Origin of the sequence: Pontivivens ytuae, assembly GCF_015679265.1 — a bacterium.
GTDB classification, from domain to species: Bacteria; Pseudomonadota; Alphaproteobacteria; order Rhodobacterales; family Rhodobacteraceae; genus Pontivivens; species Pontivivens ytuae.
Genome location: NZ_CP064942.1, coordinates 692,514 through 707,073 on the forward strand (window position 1 = coordinate 692,514; position 14,560 = coordinate 707,073).

Annotated in this window: 19 protein-coding genes; 6 read left to right on the forward strand and 13 right to left on the reverse strand. The window is 67.9% G+C overall.

Features of this window, described 5'->3' with window-relative positions:
- Positions 1-269: 269 nt before the first annotated feature.
- The 10 genes from I0K15_RS03255 to I0K15_RS03300 all read right to left on the reverse strand — a co-directional run bounded on the left by I0K15_RS03255 (position 270) and on the right by I0K15_RS03300 (position 5,918).
- A complete protein-coding gene (locus tag I0K15_RS03255) occupies positions 270-458 on the reverse strand; it encodes a hypothetical protein (RefSeq protein ID WP_196104004.1) in 189 nt (62 codons plus the stop codon).
- A 3-nt stretch (positions 459-461) separates the two neighbouring features.
- A complete protein-coding gene (locus I0K15_RS03260; protein ID WP_196104005.1) occupies positions 462-803 on the reverse strand; it encodes a hypothetical protein in 342 nt (113 codons plus the stop codon).
- A gap of 12 nt (positions 804-815) precedes the next feature.
- Positions 816-1,268 (reverse strand): MarR family winged helix-turn-helix transcriptional regulator, encoded by a 453-nt coding sequence (locus tag I0K15_RS03265; RefSeq protein ID WP_196104006.1) that lies wholly within the window; start codon positions 1,266-1,268, stop codon positions 816-818.
- Positions 1,269-1,321: 53 nt separating this feature from the next.
- Complete coding sequence (locus tag I0K15_RS03270) at positions 1,322-1,789, reverse strand: DUF6194 family protein (protein WP_196104007.1); 468 nt, start codon at positions 1,787-1,789, stop codon at positions 1,322-1,324.
- Positions 1,786-2,412, reverse strand: a complete 627-nt coding sequence (locus I0K15_RS03275) for an FMN-dependent NADH-azoreductase (protein WP_196104008.1) — start codon at positions 2,410-2,412, stop codon at positions 1,786-1,788. Before I0K15_RS03275 ends, I0K15_RS03270 begins: the two co-directional genes overlap by 4 nt.
- Entirely contained in the window at positions 2,409-3,131 is a 723-nt protein-coding gene (locus tag I0K15_RS03280) for a helix-turn-helix transcriptional regulator (protein WP_196104009.1), read from the reverse strand. Before I0K15_RS03280 ends, I0K15_RS03275 begins: the two co-directional genes overlap by 4 nt.
- A 1-nt stretch (position 3,132) precedes the next feature.
- Positions 3,133-3,438: an antibiotic biosynthesis monooxygenase family protein gene (locus I0K15_RS03285; protein WP_196104010.1), complete on the reverse strand. Its 306-nt coding sequence runs from the start codon at positions 3,436-3,438 to the stop codon at positions 3,133-3,135.
- Positions 3,439-3,537: 99 nt separating this feature from the next.
- Entirely contained in the window at positions 3,538-4,206 is a 669-nt protein-coding gene (locus tag I0K15_RS03290) for a pyridoxamine 5'-phosphate oxidase family protein (RefSeq protein ID WP_196104011.1), read from the reverse strand.
- Complete coding sequence (locus I0K15_RS03295; protein ID WP_230374266.1) at positions 4,203-5,252, reverse strand: carbon-nitrogen hydrolase family protein; 1,050 nt, start codon at positions 5,250-5,252, stop codon at positions 4,203-4,205. Before I0K15_RS03295 ends, I0K15_RS03290 begins: the two co-directional genes overlap by 4 nt.
- Positions 5,253-5,270: 18 nt before the next feature.
- Positions 5,271-5,918 carry a helix-turn-helix transcriptional regulator gene (locus tag I0K15_RS03300; protein ID WP_230374267.1) on the reverse strand — a complete coding sequence of 216 codons (648 nt, stop codon included), beginning with the start codon at positions 5,916-5,918 and terminating at the stop codon, positions 5,271-5,273.
- A 289-nt stretch (positions 5,919-6,207) separates the two neighbouring features.
- Here I0K15_RS03300 and I0K15_RS03305 point away from each other — a divergent pair, with 289 nt between their 5' ends.
- Both I0K15_RS03305 and I0K15_RS03310 read left to right on the forward strand, forming a co-directional pair.
- The gene (locus I0K15_RS03305; protein WP_196104012.1) at positions 6,208-6,624 is read left to right on the forward strand and encodes a VOC family protein; all 417 of its coding nucleotides are present in this window, start codon (positions 6,208-6,210) and stop codon (positions 6,622-6,624) included.
- A 203-nt stretch (positions 6,625-6,827) separates the two neighbouring features.
- Positions 6,828-7,319, forward strand: a complete 492-nt coding sequence (locus tag I0K15_RS03310; RefSeq protein ID WP_196104013.1) for an EF-hand domain-containing protein — start codon at positions 6,828-6,830, stop codon at positions 7,317-7,319.
- Between the two features lie 4 nt (positions 7,320-7,323).
- On the opposite strand, the gene I0K15_RS03315 is transcribed toward I0K15_RS03310, so the two are convergent.
- Positions 7,324-8,709: a GntP family permease gene (locus I0K15_RS03315; RefSeq protein ID WP_196104014.1), complete on the reverse strand. Its 1,386-nt coding sequence runs from the start codon at positions 8,707-8,709 to the stop codon at positions 7,324-7,326.
- A 156-nt stretch (positions 8,710-8,865) separates the two neighbouring features.
- The gene (locus I0K15_RS03320; RefSeq protein WP_196104015.1) at positions 8,866-9,792 is read right to left on the reverse strand and encodes a helix-turn-helix domain-containing protein; all 927 of its coding nucleotides are present in this window, start codon (positions 9,790-9,792) and stop codon (positions 8,866-8,868) included.
- Positions 9,793-10,049: 257 nt separating this feature from the next.
- On the opposite strand from I0K15_RS03320, the gene I0K15_RS03325 reads away from it, so the two are divergent.
- The 4 genes from I0K15_RS03325 to I0K15_RS03340 all read left to right on the forward strand — a co-directional run bounded on the left by I0K15_RS03325 (position 10,050) and on the right by I0K15_RS03340 (position 13,683).
- Positions 10,050-10,748, forward strand: coding sequence for a hydrolase (locus I0K15_RS03325; RefSeq protein ID WP_230374268.1), 699 nt, complete (start codon positions 10,050-10,052; stop codon positions 10,746-10,748).
- 147 nt (positions 10,749-10,895) lie between these two features.
- Positions 10,896-11,144: a DUF1427 family protein gene (locus tag I0K15_RS03330; protein ID WP_196104017.1), complete on the forward strand. Its 249-nt coding sequence runs from the start codon at positions 10,896-10,898 to the stop codon at positions 11,142-11,144.
- A 64-nt stretch (positions 11,145-11,208) separates the two neighbouring features.
- Positions 11,209-12,069 (forward strand): glycine betaine ABC transporter substrate-binding protein, encoded by an 861-nt coding sequence (locus tag I0K15_RS03335; protein WP_196104018.1) that lies wholly within the window; start codon positions 11,209-11,211, stop codon positions 12,067-12,069.
- Positions 12,070-12,084: 15 nt separating this feature from the next.
- Positions 12,085-13,683 carry an MFS transporter gene (locus tag I0K15_RS03340; protein WP_230374269.1) on the forward strand — a complete coding sequence of 533 codons (1,599 nt, stop codon included), beginning with the start codon at positions 12,085-12,087 and terminating at the stop codon, positions 13,681-13,683.
- Positions 13,684-13,701: 18 nt separating this feature from the next.
- On the opposite strand, the gene I0K15_RS03345 is transcribed toward I0K15_RS03340, so the two are convergent.
- Entirely contained in the window at positions 13,702-14,481 is a 780-nt protein-coding gene (locus I0K15_RS03345; RefSeq protein WP_196104020.1) for a DUF2189 domain-containing protein, read from the reverse strand.
- Positions 14,482-14,560 lie beyond the last annotated feature (79 nt).

The window sequence follows — 14,560 nt, forward strand, 5'->3', positions numbered from 1 at the left end:
GCCTGCTCTACGACGGGATGGGATGCGAGCAACGCTGCGCACGATCATACTCGACACTCACCGCTTGAGGCCGAATGTAGTTGAATGTGGAAGAACACGAGCGGACGTAGGAGCACGCGGAAAAGCCAAAAAGATCAACAGCGTAGTTTTCCGTCGGCACCCATGACGGCACAAAAACCACGGAGAAGCTTCTTTTTTGCTTTCCATCAATAACTTATACTGCATCAGCATGATCGAGTGGGAATGAGGGTGGCTGGGGCTGAAACCCGCTAGCGGGCGATCTTGTGCCACTCGTAGGGTCGCCACTGCCGAACGGGGTGCGCTTCCCGCCATGCGTCGAGAAACTCATCGATGACATTGTCGATGTTGTCGGCGTCGACATCCGGCCAGTCATACTGGAACCCCGCGCTGGCGAGCGACTCCGCCGCGCAGTGCAGGTAATAGAAGTCGCCGATCATGGATCAATCGCGGTTGCGGATGTAGAGTTGTGCGACCGATGACATAACCGAAGCTCGTGTGAGGCGTCCCGCCGCGACCCAGCGGGCCGCCGCAGTCGCCAGGATCTCGATCGCTGCACTCACGGAGACGATCTGCGGCGCGCCGAGCTCGCGGTGGATCCGTCCCAGCATGTCGTCAATCTCGAAGGCGTTGAAGGGCGCGATCTCGCCCAGCAGGACGGAGAGGTGCGGGCTGTCAAACCCAGCCAGCACCATGTTTTCCGCCCACGTCACGACCCGCCCGTCCGGGGCCAAGCAGAGGATACGGCGTGCGAAGACCTCGGACGTGAAGAGCGGCTGGGGCATGGCGGCAGGCGCTCAGCCTGTCTCGCGCCGCAGTTCGGTGAGGGCCTCGGCGATGCGGGTCATGGAGCGGACGAAGGCGGCGCGCTCCTCCTCCGGCAGGGTCTCCAGCATGAAGCGGCTGGAGTCGAGCTCCTCCGCCTCGAGCTGGGCGAAGGCGGCGCCACCCTCCTCCGTCAGATGCAGCGAGACGGCGCGGCGGTTGCTCTCGGGCCGCTCGCGGGAGACGAAGCCGCGCTTGACCAGCCGGTCGACGATGCTGGTCATCGTGGTCGGCACGACGCCGAGAAACGTAGCCACGGCGCCCGACATGCAACCCGGGTGCTCGGCGATGAAGCGCATGGTCTGGATGTCCGAAGGCGCGAGCTTCAGCGCGCCATGCACCGTCTGGACGCTGGGCTCCAGGATCTTCTGGATGCGCACGATGGCGGCGATCGCGTTCTGAAGCTGCCGGGCCTGATCTGACATGCCCGGACTTTACGATGGGCGCGGGGCTTGTCCAGCGCTCGTTGCGGGGCCCATCAGGCGGTCCGCCTGGCAAACGCCGCCGCGGCCTTCGCGTGGGAGAGGGCGAGGAGCGGGGTCAGCGCCTCGACGCTGGGCCGCGAGGGGTTCAGGATCGCAACCCAGCCCATCCAGCCATAGACCGGGTGCGGCATCAGGCGGTCGAGCGCGGTGAAGTCGTGCTCGCCCTCGATCACCCGCCCCTTCGCGGGCCGGGGTGGCGGCGGGCCGAAGCGTTCGAGGTAGTCGGGGCGCGGCAGGCCGAAATTGAGGCGATAGACCCCCGGACGGTCGAGCCGGGAGGCGCGGTCATTCGGCCCGTCCCGCTCCTTGATCGTGCAGACATAGGTGCCGCGCCGCAGCCGCCCGCCGGGGTTGTAGTAGAAGGTGACCTCGCCCCAGGCGGGCTGCGGCGCGAGGTCCGGGAAGGCTGTGGTGATCCGGGCGATGAGTTCATCGACCGGCAGGGCGTCAGGCGAGGTCATCCGGCGCACCAGGTTTGGGCCAGGGCGCGGGCCGCATCCTCCGCCTCGCGGATTGCCTGCGCCTTCATCTCCGGCCCCTCGAAGGTGGTCGGGTGGGCGAGGATGATATCGGGCGCGGCGCCGAGGAACCCGAAGATCGCCCTCAGATGCGGCGTCAGGCAGTCGAGCCCGTCGAACATCGCGCCGGGGCGGTAGTTGCCACCGGCCGAAGCGAGGATAGCGATCCGTTTCCCGGCGAGATGCCCCACGATCCCCGTTTCGGTCATCGAGAACGTCAGCCCGCTGCGTGACACATGATCGATGAACGCCTTCAGCGCCGACGGCATCCCGAAGTTGTAGACCGGCGTGCTGATGACGAGCGCATCGGCGGCGAGCACCCGGGTCGCCAGCGCGTCGGAGGCGGCGAGCGCCGTCTTCATCTCCTCCGTATGCTGCTCGACCGGCAGGTATATGGCCGCGGCGTGAACCGGACCGAAATGATCCGGCGGATCCTCCGCCAGGTCGAGCCGGTCGATGTCGAGGGTCAGGCCGCCCGCCCGCAGCTCCTCGAGGAAAAAGGCGGAGAGGGCGCGGGAGGCGGAGCCCTCCGCCCGGAGGCTGGCGTCGATATGCAGGAGTTTCATGATCCATGCCCCGTGGTGATGGAGCGCGGCAAGGCGGTCCATTTGCTGAGGTCGAGCCCGGCGAGGTAGTCGGCATAGCGCCGCCCTTCCTCGTCCGGATAGGTGCGCCCGGTCGGCGTGCAGGTCCCGATCCGGTCGACGCGGAACACGCGGAAGGCGCCCCGCAGCTCGCACCAGCTCGCGCAGGTCCAGACCCGGCCCCAGAACTCGGTCTGGAGCGGCCAGATCGTGCGGCGGGAGCGCTCGCCGGAGAGGCTTTCATAAGCGATATCAACGACCTCACGTCGTTCGATGGCACTGCGCAGCCGCGACAACAGCGGCGTGGCGACCACGACCCTGGCGGCGTAGACCGAGATCTCGCGCAACGCGTCGAGCTCCCGCATCCGGCTGGGGGCGACGGCGTTGATCTTGTCGAGCAGCCGGTCGGCGGCCTCCGTCAGCTCCCGGTCGCTGGTCTGGCGCAGCATCTCGACGCCGAGGTTGAGGGCGCGCAGCTCCTCCAGCGTCAGGGCGAGCGGCGGCAGGAAGAGCGGTTCGCGCAGGATGTAGCCAACACCGCGCTCCCCCTCGATCGGGATGCCGGAGGCGATGAGCGTGTCGATATCGCGGTAGACCGTTCGCAGCGAGACCTCCAGCCGCTCAGCGATCTCACGGCCAAGCACGAGCTTGCCGCCGCGAAAGAGCTGGAGGATCTCGAAGAGACGGTCGGTGCGGCGCATCTCAGTTCAGCGCGACCTCGACGCGGGAGTGCGTCATCCGCACGCTGGGCCCATCGATGGCGCCCACGAAGGCCGCGGCCTCGGGCGCCGAACCGATGGACGCGGCTGCCGCCTTGGCAGCGTCCATGTCCACCCACTCGATATGCTCGATCCAGGTCCCGTCCTCAGTGCAGGAAAGGCGGCGGTGCACGAAGCCCGGCTGCGCCTCGATGAAGGGCCGCATGGCGTGAGCGGCGGCGATGAAGTCGTCCTTCCTCACGCCCTGTTCCAGCGTGAAAAGGACGGTTTCGATGACATGGCCCGGCATGGCGCTCCTCCGATCTGTGGTCGGGGAGCGGTATAGAGGGGGGCAACTGACAGCGCCCTGTCAGTTGCCCTGCGATGTGTCGGGAAAATCCAGCCGGGCTCAGGAGGTGCCGGCCATCAGCTTTTCCACGTAATCGTCCTGCGTGATCGGGCCGCCAGCCTCGGCAGTGCGGGCGCGATCCTCCTCCGGCAACGCCTCCTGCACCGCATCGATCCGCTTCCACGCCGGGTGGGGTTGGGAGCCGTCGGCGGCAGGGACGTAGGGGCTCGCCTCAACGCGGGTATGCTTGTGGATGTAGCGGGCGCAGTTCAGGAAGCAGCTCTCCACCGCCACCCGCGCGACCATGCGCGCGCCGGGCCAGCGGGCCATCTCCGGATCGTCGGTCGAGAGGGTCACGTCGCCCTGCACGCGCACGCGGTTCGGCGTCTCGAAATCGATGAAGAGGAGGCCGACCTTCCCGGTCTCGGCGGCGTTGCCCATGCTCTTGAACATGCCGTTGCCGTCATAGCTGGGGAAGGCGAGCGTCTTCTCGTCGAGCACGGCGCAGACGCCGGGCGGGCCGCCCTTGTAGCTGACGGTCGGGCGCCCCTCCCCGTCTACGGTGGACAGGAAGAAGAAGTCCCGGCTCTCGATGAAGGCCGCATTCGGCGGCTCCACTATGTCGGAGACGATGGCCTGAAGGACCACGTTCGCAAGCGCCTCGGTGCCCTGCGCGGCCTGCATCGCCTTCTGCGCCGGAGTGTAGAAGGCGTCGAAATCGGGCGTCATGCGACGTCCTCCTCGACGGCCTTGAGCGGTGCGGGGGCCGCAGGCGGATTGGCCGAGATCGGCCCGGCCTGCGCGTCGAGCACGTGGCGCGCGACGTCCGGGCGGAAGTAGTGGCCCGCGGGGTCGGCGAAGACCTTCGCCCCCTCGATCATCGAGAGGTCGATATCGGCGACGGCGAGCCCGTCCTCGTGCTCGTCGAGCGGGTCGGTCAGGCGGTAGCCGTCCGGGCCGAACACGGCGGCCGCACCTCCGCCGGCGGAGACCATGGCCATCGCCTCCGGATTGCCCATGCAGATCCGCTCGATATCGGCCTCCGGAATGATGGAGCCCGCCGACAGCACGAAGCAGCCGCCCTGCAGCGCGTAGCTCGCGCATTCATTGGTGTTGGCCTCGGCGGAGAGCGCATAGGCCTGGCGCACGCCCTTGAACATGCCGAAGCTGGGCCAGCAGGCGACGTGGATCTGCTCGCCGAGCTGATACATCCCCTGGCGGCTGATCGGCTGCAGGTTCTCCCAACAGCAGAGGCCACCGATCTTGCCAAGCGGCGTGTCCACGACGGTGATGTCTGTGACGGGGCCCTCGCCCCAGACGGTGCGCTCCATATGGGTGGGCTTGAGCTTGCGGCGGCTCATCACGACCTCGCCCCGGTCGTCGATCAGGGCCTGGGCGCAGTAGATGCTGCCGCGGTCCCGCTCGGCAAAGCCCAGCATGACCCAGGTGCCGGCGCGGGCCGCGGCCTCGCCGATCGCCTTCATCTCCGGCCCGTCGACGGTGATCGCGTTGGCGCGGTGGGCCATCACCACGTCCATCGCGGCCATGGGCGGTTGCAGCCAGATGGTGAACGGGTAGCCCGGCAGCCAGACCTCGCCGAAGCCAACGAGGCGGACGTCCTGGCGCCCCGCCTCCTCGATCAGTGCGATGGTTTGTCGAGCGTGCCCTGCGCGTCCATCCAGACGGGGGCGGCTTGTACGGCGGCGACCTTGACCATGATCCTCACTCCTCCTGCGATGATGGAGAAGAGTGCCGCAGCGCCCGCGGACCTGCACAGTCCCCGTTCGGGGACCCTAGCGCGCGCCTTTTCGCCAGGCTGCCGCCATGGCGGTCCGGTTGGGCGTGTCGAAGATCCGGTTGAGCGCCTTGAGATGCTTTCGGACCGCCGCCTCGCCGGTGTGCAGCTCCTCCGCGATCTCCCGATTGCTGAGGCCGTCGGCGGCGAGGCGCGCCACCGCGTCCTGCTTCGGCGTGAGGCGCGGGTGGCAGCGCGGCAGGGCCATCAATGCGGTGGAAACGCGGGCGGCGTGGGCGCTGAGGCGGCAGAGCCCCTCGGGGTCGAGCTCGCGCACCGTCTCCTCATCCGTGCCGCCGAAATAGAGCACGCCGGACAGATCCTCGCCGCGGTAGAGCGGAAGGGCCGCAAAGCCGGTGAGCCCGAATCGGCCCGAGACGCGGTGATAGAGCTGGGAGCCCGTCCACCGCTCACCGAGGCATGTGACGGTGGAGCACGGCGTCCCAGTCTCCCGCATCCGGGCGAGCACCGGATCGATGGGCGCACCGGTGATCTCATAGGCACGGATGAACGCCTCCGGCATGCCGAGGATCAGGCCGCGGCCCAGCCAGGGACTATCATCGAAAAGGTAAATGCCAACCGACTGCATCCGCGTCGCGCGCAGTGCACTCTCGGCTATTTCGGCGAATTCCGCAGCAGACCCCATGATCGGACGCCCCCTGCCGAGACAGCGTAGGCGCGATGGGTGGGCCTGTCCATCGGGACGCGGTGGTAACGGTCGCTCTTTTACGATCCTTTCAACCCGATAGGCGGGCATAAAGTGGTACCGCTGTCCGAAGGGCCCGCCTCAGAGCGGAATTCTTGCTTCCGTTGCAATTGTAACGAGGTCGGCTCCGCAAGCAAAAGAGGGGTTCTCCGGATAGCCAATTTTTATGTTCCGCTGGAGTGCGTTAAGCTCGCACGAGGAGCCAAGCCTCTGGAAAGAAAGACAAAGCATGATTGCCTACGTCACAGTCGGTGCGGATGATATCGCGCGAGCAAAACGCTTCTACTCAGCATTCCTTCCGGATCTGGGTTATGAGCTGGAGGAAGGTCCTGCCGGCCTCAGTTACGCGCTACCCGTCCGGCCGGGTCAGTCTGTCGTTCCGCCGGAGTTCTACGTCAAACTCACCTTCGACGGGCGTCCGGCCTCCGCTGGCAACGGCTCCATGGTCGCATTCGAGGCAAGCAGCCAGAAGCAGGTTAGCGCCCTCCACGCTGCCGCGCTTCTGGCGGGCGGGTCCGACGAGGGACAGCCGGGCTTTCGCCCGTCGTATGGGCCTCATTTCTATGTCGGCTACCTTCGCGACCCTCAGGGCAACAAGATCGCACTCTTCTCCAGCAATCCGAATGAACCGGGACGAGACGGATAGCGCGACCATACGGAAGGTAACAGCCGTCTGCGTCGTTGCAGAAGATCCGGACGACAAGTCCGCAGCGGACAGTCTCGCATCACCGCGCCTCCACGTTCAGTTCATGGCGTGAAGTTTAGGGTCGTCCGAATTTCAACACGCAGGCACGGGCTTGAAGGGTTCCGATCCGATACTCACCTCGGTGGGAGGAGAGAGGAGATCCCATGAAACGCCCTGCATTCGCCGCCCTCGCCCTCAGCGCCCTGCTTCTGAACCCGGCGCTCGCCCAGACCCTGCCCCAACACGATGCAGGCCGCGCGATGGGGGAGAACTTCGCCCAGCGCATCGACGCGGATACCGATGGCATCATCGGGGAGGGGGAGCTGCTAAGCTTCGGCGAGGGGGTCTTCGCCTCGATCGACACGGATGGGGACGGCACGGTCTCGCTCGCCGAGATGCGGGACTGGCGCTACGGCATGGCCGATCTGGCGGAGTTCCGCGAGCGGACGCAGGCCTACGAGACGTCGATCGCGGTGCTGTTCGACATGTTCGACCGGAACAATGACGGGTCGGTCAGCGTGGCCGAGCACGAGCACGCGCTGCGGATGTCGTCGCGCTATGCCGACCTAGACGAGGACGGCGTGCTGAGCTGGGACGAGTACCTGGAGGGCTTCATCTTCAACATCGCGATGCGCAACGCGCTGACAGAGCGCTGAGGCCTCAGAACGAGCCGAAGGCCGAGCCCAGCGCAATGACCGCCACAAGGGCTGCGAGCGGCGCGAGAACGGCGACGACCGCGATGTCGCCGTAGCTCTCGCGGTGCGTGAGACCACAGATGCCGAGCAGCGTGATGACCGCCCCGTTATGCGGCAGGCTGTCGAGCCCGCCGGTCGCGATGGTGGTCACCCGGTGCAGCAGGTCGGGGGAGATGCCGGCCGCCATCCCCTGTTCGAGGTAACGGTCGCCCAGCGCCTCCAACGCGATGCTCATGCCACCGGAGGCTGAGCCGGTGAGCCCCGCGAGCAGATTGGTGGAGAGTGCGAGGGAGACGAGGGGGCCACCGCCCACGCTCTCCACCGCTTCGGAGACCATGGCGAAGGCAGGCAAAGCCGCGACGACGGCGCCGAAGCCGACGAGGCTCGCGGTGTTGAAGATCGGCAGGACCGCGGCGCTTGCCCCGTCGCCGATATCCTTCTGGGGCGCGATGCGGGGCAGGTTCGTAAGCAGGATCAGGAGGATGGCCACCGTCAGGGCCACGATGATCGACCAGATGCCCCGAACCTCCGCGATGGTGGTCGCGCCGTATCGCGGCTCGGCGAGGTAGGAGGTGTCGAGCGCGGGGAAGAGGTGGACGCTCAGCACGTAGTTGAGCGAGATGACGACGAGGATCGGCAGCCCGGCGAGCCAGAAGGGCGGACGGGGGCCGGGTTCGGCGTCCGGGGCCGCCCGTGCGCTGCCGGGATGCAGCCCGAACCCCTCCCCGGCGATCCCCGCCTGCCGCTTGCGATAGAGCAGCCAGCCGAGGCCCGCGCCCGCCATGATCGCCGCCGCGATGAGGCCCAAGCCCGGCGCTGCGAAAGGCGTGGTGCCGAAATAGGGCATCGGGATCGCGTTCTGGATCGCGGGCGTGCCCGGCATCGCCGTCATGGTGAAGGTGAAGGCGCCCAGCGCGATGGTCGCGGGGATCAGGCGTTTGGGAATGTCGGCGGCGCGAAACAGTGCCTCGGCCACCGGATAGATCGCGAAGGCCACGACGAAGAGCGAGACACCGCCATAAGTGAGCACCGCGCAGGCGAGCACCACGGCGGGAATGGCTTGTGCGGGACCCAGCCGCTCCACGATCCCGTCGGCGATGGCCGCGGCCGATCCGCTGGTATCCATCAGGCGCCCGAAGATGGCGCCGAGCAGGAAGAGCGGGAAATAGGTCACGATGAAGCGGCCCGTCGCGGGCATGAAGACCTGCGTGTAGGTTGCGAGCCCGGGTGCGAGCGAAAACCCGGCCGCGACCAGCGCCATGATCGGGGCGACGACCAGCACACTCGCCCCGCGATAGGCGAGATAGATCAGGAGGCCCAGCGCCAGGACGATGCCGAAAAGGCCGATCATGCGGCGCCCGGCGTCGGGACCAGGGCGTGTTGGAAACCGGTCGGGCCGGATCCTCGCCCTCTGATGCGCCCTGCCTCCATCGCCCCACCCGATCCTTGCCAGCCTCCCTGAGATCAGGTCGCCTCCGCGCCGACGCAAGGGGCTGGCGGCAGGATTTCAGCGGAAGGCGGCGCGGTAGCGGGCGGGGCTCAGCCCGAGGCGCTTCTTGAAGGCGGTCGAGAGGTGGGCCTGGCTCGAAAACCCCGTCTGAACAGCGATCTCCGCGATGCCCAGATCGGTCTGTGCAAGCAGATCCCGCGCCTTGCTGAGCCGCCGCCCGATGATGAAATCGCGCGGCGCCTCGCCGGTGGCAGCCTGGAACGCGCGGGAGAAGTGCGAGCGGCTGAGCCCGGCCTCGGCGGCGAGGTCCTCCACCGCGATCTTCTCGCACAACTGGTCGTCGACATGGCGCAGGATGCGGTGGAGCAGGTGCGGGGAGAGCGCCTCCTTCACCTCCCGCCCGATGGCCTGGCCGAGAAAGGCGCAGGCGAGCCGCGCCATCATCGCATCGGCCAGCGCGCCCAGATAGGCGGGCTCGACCAGCGGATCGCCCAGGAGCGAGCGGCGCACCTCCTGCTGAAGGGCTGCGAAGCCGCTATCGGCGAACTCCTCGATCACCTGCGGCGCCCAGCGCCGGCCACGGGCGGCGGCGCCGATCACTGCCTCGGCCCGCTCGGGCTCGACGGTCATGCAGAGGAACTCGACCGCGTCCTCCATCCGGGCGCGCACCAGCGTCTCGGGCGGGACGACGAAGGCCGAGCCCGCAGCCCAGCTTCGCCGCCGCACGGTCCCGTCGCCGATCGAGACGTCGGCCACGGCGCGGGCGAACGGGGTGAAGACGAAGTAATGCGGGATGCAGTAGGCAAGCTCGAAATCGATGGGCGGGTGCAGGATGAAGCGCACGCCGTCATCGCCCGCCACGCCGCCCCATTCCGGCAGCTTCGTGACCGGCGGCCCGCTGAAATCGATGCGGCGAGAGGCGGCGGCACGCAGCCGAAACCGCCCCGCCATCTCGCGCTCGTCCTGTGCTGGTTCCTGTGCCATGCCGCTCATGTTGCCCTGCCCGGCGCGCGGGGCAAGGCGCGTGGGTTCGAAAATCGCACGAACATGAAAAGCGCCGCGCATGGATGGAAGCCGTGCGCCACGATGCTCCTCATCTCAACCGCAACGAAACCGACGGCACCGATTTGCAAGGCATGCCCCGGCTTCGTCGCCCGGATCACGTCCCTGCAAGGTGCCGCGATCCGATGGAAAGGCCACGCGGCAGGTGCCGCGACGATCCAGAGGGAAGGAGCATGACCATGACTGCGAATATCGATCTTCTGACGCCGGACAACAGCCAGATCATCTTCATCGACCACCAGCCGCAGATGGCCTTCGGCGTTGCCTCCATCGACCGGCAGACGCTGAAGAACAACACGGTGGCGCTGGCCAAGGCGGCGAAGCTCTTCGGCATCCCGACAACCGTCACGACGGTGGAGACCGACAGCTTCTCGGGCAACACATATCCGGAGCTGCTGGAGGTCTTTCCCGATCACGACATCCTGGAGCGGACCTCGATGAACTCCTGGGACGACCAGAAGGTGCGCGACGCGCTGGAGGCCGCGGGCCGCAAGAAGGTCATCGTCTCGGGCCTGTGGACGGGCATCTGCAACAACATGTTCGCCTTCTCCGCCATGCAGGAGGGCGGCTACGAGATCTACATGGTGGCCGATGCGTCCGGTGATACCTCGCCCGAGGCGCATGACACGGCGATGAACCGGATGGCCCATGGCGGCGTCGTGCCGATGACCACGATCCAGACGATGCTGGAATGGCAGCGTGACTGGGCGCGGCGCGATACCTATGACGGCCTGATGGACATCATCCGCGAGCATGGCGGGGCCTACGGGATGGGCGTCGACTACGCCTACACCCACGTCCACAAGGCGCCCGCGCGCTTTGCCGGCGGCAAGCGGCTCGACCCCGTGGCCGCAGCGATCAAGCCGGCCGCGGAGTAGGCCCTACGACCTGACAGCACAGGTCCCCGGGTCCCGATCGGGTCCGGTGGCCCCGGGATCGCGCGGAACGGCGCGATCCCGATCATCAACCTCAAGTCGTTCAGGGAAGCCCTCAACGCCCCCTCTTACGGCATGAAGGAGGCGACAATGGATTGGAAACCCTACGCGATCTCCCTTGCGGTCGGGCTGCTGGTGGGCGGGCTATACGCTCTCCTCAACACCCGCTCGCCCGCGCCGCCGGTCATCGCTCTCCTGGGGCTGCTCGGCATGCTGGCGGGGGAGAGCCTCGTGTCCTGGGCGCGCAGCCAGATGACGCTGTCTCAGGCCGCGGATCACTGCCTGCAGGGCAAGAGCTTCGCCGCGGAAACAGTTCGTGCCGAGACGAAGGACGTCTGAGCCCCCAGATGGTTGGGCGGGGGCGCAGGATCGTCCCCGTCCAGCAAGAGTGAGGAGAGTGAAGATGAAGTACACGATCGCAACCCTGATGGCCGCAGGTCTCGCCACCGCCGCTCCGGCGCAGGACCGCACGGTCACGCTCGGCCAGGTCGGCCTGAGCTTCTACGCCGTCGTCGGCGGCGTCGTGCAGGAGGTGCTGGAGGAGCGCGGCTACACCGTCGAGGTGATCGAGGGAAGCCATTCCGAGATCTTCCCGATGCTCGGCGCGGGCGAGGTCGACCTGCTCGCCGCGGCCTGGCTGCCGGGCGGACATGCGGCCCTTTACGAGCCGGTGGAGGACGTGACCTTCCAGATCGCGCCGATCTACGAGGAGGCGCGCTTCTTCTGGGTGGTGCCGTCCTACGTGCCGGAGGACATGGTCTCGTCTATCGAGGATCTCGCGCGTCCCGAAGTGGCCGAGCGGATGCCCGACACCATCATCAGCCTGCCCGAGGCGACGGGCCTGACCACCGGCGGACGGCGGGTGATGGAGGCGTACGATCTCGGCAGTGCCGGTTACACGCTGGAGGCCGCACCGCCCGCCAACTGGATCGGCACGTTCGAGACCGCCGTGCGGAACGAGGAGTGGGTGGTCTTCCCGCTCTGGCAACCGCAATGGGTGAACGCGGCCCACGACATCCGCGCGCTCGACGAGCCGCAGAACGCCTATGGCGATCCCGACACCGCCTGGCTGATCGGGCATGAGAGCCTGCGCGACACGGTCGATGCGGAGACGCTGGCCCTGCTCGAGGCGATCCGCCTGCCGGTCGATGTGGTGACCGAGATGGACCGCCGCGTGAACGTCGATGGCCTGTCGCCGCGCGAGGCGGCGCAGAGCTGGATGGAGGAGAACCCCGCGGCGGTCGCCGCCTGGGGCTCCAGCTAAAGGGGTGAAGCGATGGTGAGCGAGACGCAGGCAAAGTCCCCGGCCGCCGCACCGGGAGCATGGGCACCCTTCGCCCATGCTCCGTTCGCGGTGCTGTGGGTGGCCACGGTCGTGTCCAATGTCGGGACCTGGATGAACGATGTTGGTGCGGGCTGGCTGATGACCGAGCTCTCGCCCTCGCCGCTGGTCGTCGCCGGGGTGCAGGCGGCGACCACGCTGCCGGTCTTCCTTTTCGCGCTGCTGGCCGGGGCGGTGGCCGACATCGTGGACCGGCGGCGGATGCTGCTGGTGGTCAACGTTGCGCTCGGCGTCGTGACCACCCTGCTCGCGCTCACCGTGGCGGCAGGGGCGATGACGCCGCTCCTGCTGCTCGTCTTCACCTTCCTGCTCGGCACCGGGGCGGCGTTTCTGGCGCCGGCCTGGCAGGCGATCGTGCCGAAACTGGTGCCACGGCCCGAGCTACCCTCGGCCATCGCGCTGAACTCCATGGGCATCAACGTGAGCCGGGCGATCGGGCCGGCGCTGGCGGGTTTCCTGATCGTGGCGCTCGGCATCTGGTCGCCCTTCGCGGTGAACGCCGTGAGCTTCGTGGTGATCGTGGCCGCCCTTCTGTGGTGGACCCCACCCGCGGAGCCTGCCCGCCGCCTGCCGCCGGAGCATGTGACCGGCGCAATCCGGGCCGGGCTACGCTACGCGATGAACAGCGGGCCGCTGAAGGCGACGCTGGTGCGGGCCGCCGCCTTCTTCGCCTTCGCCTCGGCCTACTGGGCGATGCTGCCGCTGATCGCGCGGGAGGTGCTGGCGGGCGGGCCGACGCTCTACGGCATCCTGCTTGCGGCCGTCGGCGCGGGTGCCGTGGGTGGCGCCCTGATCCTGCCCGCGATCCGCAAGGCGCTCGGTGCCGACCGGACCGTGGCGGCGGGGACGCTCGGCACGGCGCTGGTGCTCGCGGCCTTCGCCGTGGTCCCGAACTCGGTGGTCGCAGCCGTCGCCTCGGCGCTGGCGGGGGTGAGCTGGATCGCGGTTCTGTCGAGCCTCCACGTCTCGGCCCAGACCGCCCTGCCCGACTGGGTGCGGGCGCGCGGGCTCTCGATCTTCCTCACCGTGTTCTTCGGCGCGATGTCGGCGGGCAGCCTCGTCTGGGGTCAGGTGGCGAGCATGGCGGGGATCCCCACGGCACTGCTGATCGCCGCGGCGGGCGCGGTGGCGCTGATCCCGCTCACCTGGCGGGCGAAGCTGGGACAGGGGGCGGAGCTCGACCTTGCGCCCTCGATGCACTGGCCGGAGCCCATCGTGGCGGCGGAGAATGCGGAGGAGCGCGGGCCGGTCATGATCCAGATCACCTACGATGTGGCCGAGGGCGATCACGCCGCCTTCCGCGACCTGATGACGGAGATGGCCCACGCCCGGCGGCGCGGCGGTGGCTATGGCTGGACGCTGCTGCAGGACGCGGCCAGCCCCGAACGCTTCGTGGAGACCTGGTACGAGAGCTCATGGCTCGAACACCTGCGCCACCACGAGCGGGTGAGCGAGGCGGATCGCGCGGTGCAGGACCGGGTAAAGGCGCTCACGCGCGGCGAGCCCGAGGTGCAGCACTATCTCGGCGGCGCATAACAGCGCCGCCGCCAGGCCTCACGACGCGGGCTCGACCGCCTTGCGGTAGATGTGCCAGGAGGCATGGCCAAGGATCGGGAACACGAGCACCATCCCGAGGAACAGCGGCAGCATCGCGATGAAGACCGCGATGGCCACCATGAGGCCCCAGAAGATCATCGCCTCGCGGTTCTCGACCACGGCCTTCACGCTGCTGATCATGGCGGTGACCACGTCGATGTCCCGGTCCATCAGCATCGGGACCCCGACCACGGAGATCGAGAAGAGAAGGGCCGCCAGCGCCGCCCCGATCACCGTGCCGACCACCAGCATGGTCAGGCCCTGCGCCGTGAAATAGACGTCGAGCGAGGTCATCACGTTGGTCATCGTCGCCGTCCCGAAGGAAATGGCGAAGATCACCCGCGCGAGCACGATCCAGAACAGGAAGCCGAAGACGGTCAGCACCGCGAAGAACGGCAGTTGCGAGTTGTTCTGGCGAAAGCCCGCCTTGAGGATCGGCCCCCAGGACAGCTCCTCCCCCGCCTCCAGCCGACGGGAGACCTCGTAGAGGCCGACGGCGGCGAAGGGGCCGATCAGCGGGAAGCCGGCGGCGAAGGGCAGGATCCAGTAGCTCGCGTCACCCAGGAACAGCGCCCAGGTGATCGCGATGCCCACGACCGAGAACACCGCCCCGAAGAAGAGCCCGTAGACCGGCGCGCGCTGGAAATCGTTCAACCCGGCCTTCAGCGAGGCGGTCACGTCCTCGCGGGTGAGCGAACGGATCTGCGGAAGCGGCGTCGTGGCAGGGATGCTGGTCATGGCCATGTCTCCTGTTGTCCGCAGTCGATGGTGCGGCAAGCCGCCTCGGGTGGCAAGCGTACCATGGTCGCGGAGGTCG

Bases quoted from the DNA above. Each gene is read 5' to 3' on its own strand.
- I0K15_RS03255 (WP_196104004.1), bottom strand. From the start codon at position 458: ATGATCGGCGACTTCTATTACCTGCACTGCGCGGCGGAGTCGCTCGCC.
- I0K15_RS03260 (WP_196104005.1), bottom strand. From the start codon at position 803: ATGCCCCAGCCGCTCTTCACGTCCGAGGTCTTCGCACGCCGTATCCTC.
- I0K15_RS03265 (WP_196104006.1), bottom strand. From the start codon at position 1,268: ATGTCAGATCAGGCCCGGCAGCTTCAGAACGCGATCGCCGCCATCGTG.
- I0K15_RS03270 (WP_196104007.1), bottom strand. From the start codon at position 1,789: ATGACCTCGCCTGACGCCCTGCCGGTCGATGAACTCATCGCCCGGATC.
- I0K15_RS03275 (WP_196104008.1), bottom strand. From the start codon at position 2,412: ATGAAACTCCTGCATATCGACGCCAGCCTCCGGGCGGAGGGCTCCGCC.
- I0K15_RS03280 (WP_196104009.1), bottom strand. From the start codon at position 3,131: ATGCGCCGCACCGACCGTCTCTTCGAGATCCTCCAGCTCTTTCGCGGC.
- I0K15_RS03285 (WP_196104010.1), bottom strand. From the start codon at position 3,438: ATGCCGGGCCATGTCATCGAAACCGTCCTTTTCACGCTGGAACAGGGC.
- I0K15_RS03290 (WP_196104011.1), bottom strand. From the start codon at position 4,206: ATGACGCCCGATTTCGACGCCTTCTACACTCCGGCGCAGAAGGCGATG.
- I0K15_RS03300 (WP_230374267.1), bottom strand. From the start codon at position 5,918: ATGGGGTCTGCTGCGGAATTCGCCGAAATAGCCGAGAGTGCACTGCGC.
- I0K15_RS03305 (WP_196104012.1), top strand. From the start codon at position 6,208: ATGATTGCCTACGTCACAGTCGGTGCGGATGATATCGCGCGAGCAAAA.
- I0K15_RS03310 (WP_196104013.1), top strand. From the start codon at position 6,828: ATGAAACGCCCTGCATTCGCCGCCCTCGCCCTCAGCGCCCTGCTTCTG.
- I0K15_RS03315 (WP_196104014.1), bottom strand. From the start codon at position 8,709: ATGATCGGCCTTTTCGGCATCGTCCTGGCGCTGGGCCTCCTGATCTAT.
- I0K15_RS03320 (WP_196104015.1), bottom strand. From the start codon at position 9,792: ATGGCACAGGAACCAGCACAGGACGAGCGCGAGATGGCGGGGCGGTTT.
- I0K15_RS03325 (WP_230374268.1), top strand. From the start codon at position 10,050: ATGACTGCGAATATCGATCTTCTGACGCCGGACAACAGCCAGATCATC.
- I0K15_RS03330 (WP_196104017.1), top strand. From the start codon at position 10,896: ATGGATTGGAAACCCTACGCGATCTCCCTTGCGGTCGGGCTGCTGGTG.
- I0K15_RS03335 (WP_196104018.1), top strand. From the start codon at position 11,209: ATGAAGTACACGATCGCAACCCTGATGGCCGCAGGTCTCGCCACCGCC.
- I0K15_RS03345 (WP_196104020.1), bottom strand. From the start codon at position 14,481: ATGACCAGCATCCCTGCCACGACGCCGCTTCCGCAGATCCGTTCGCTC.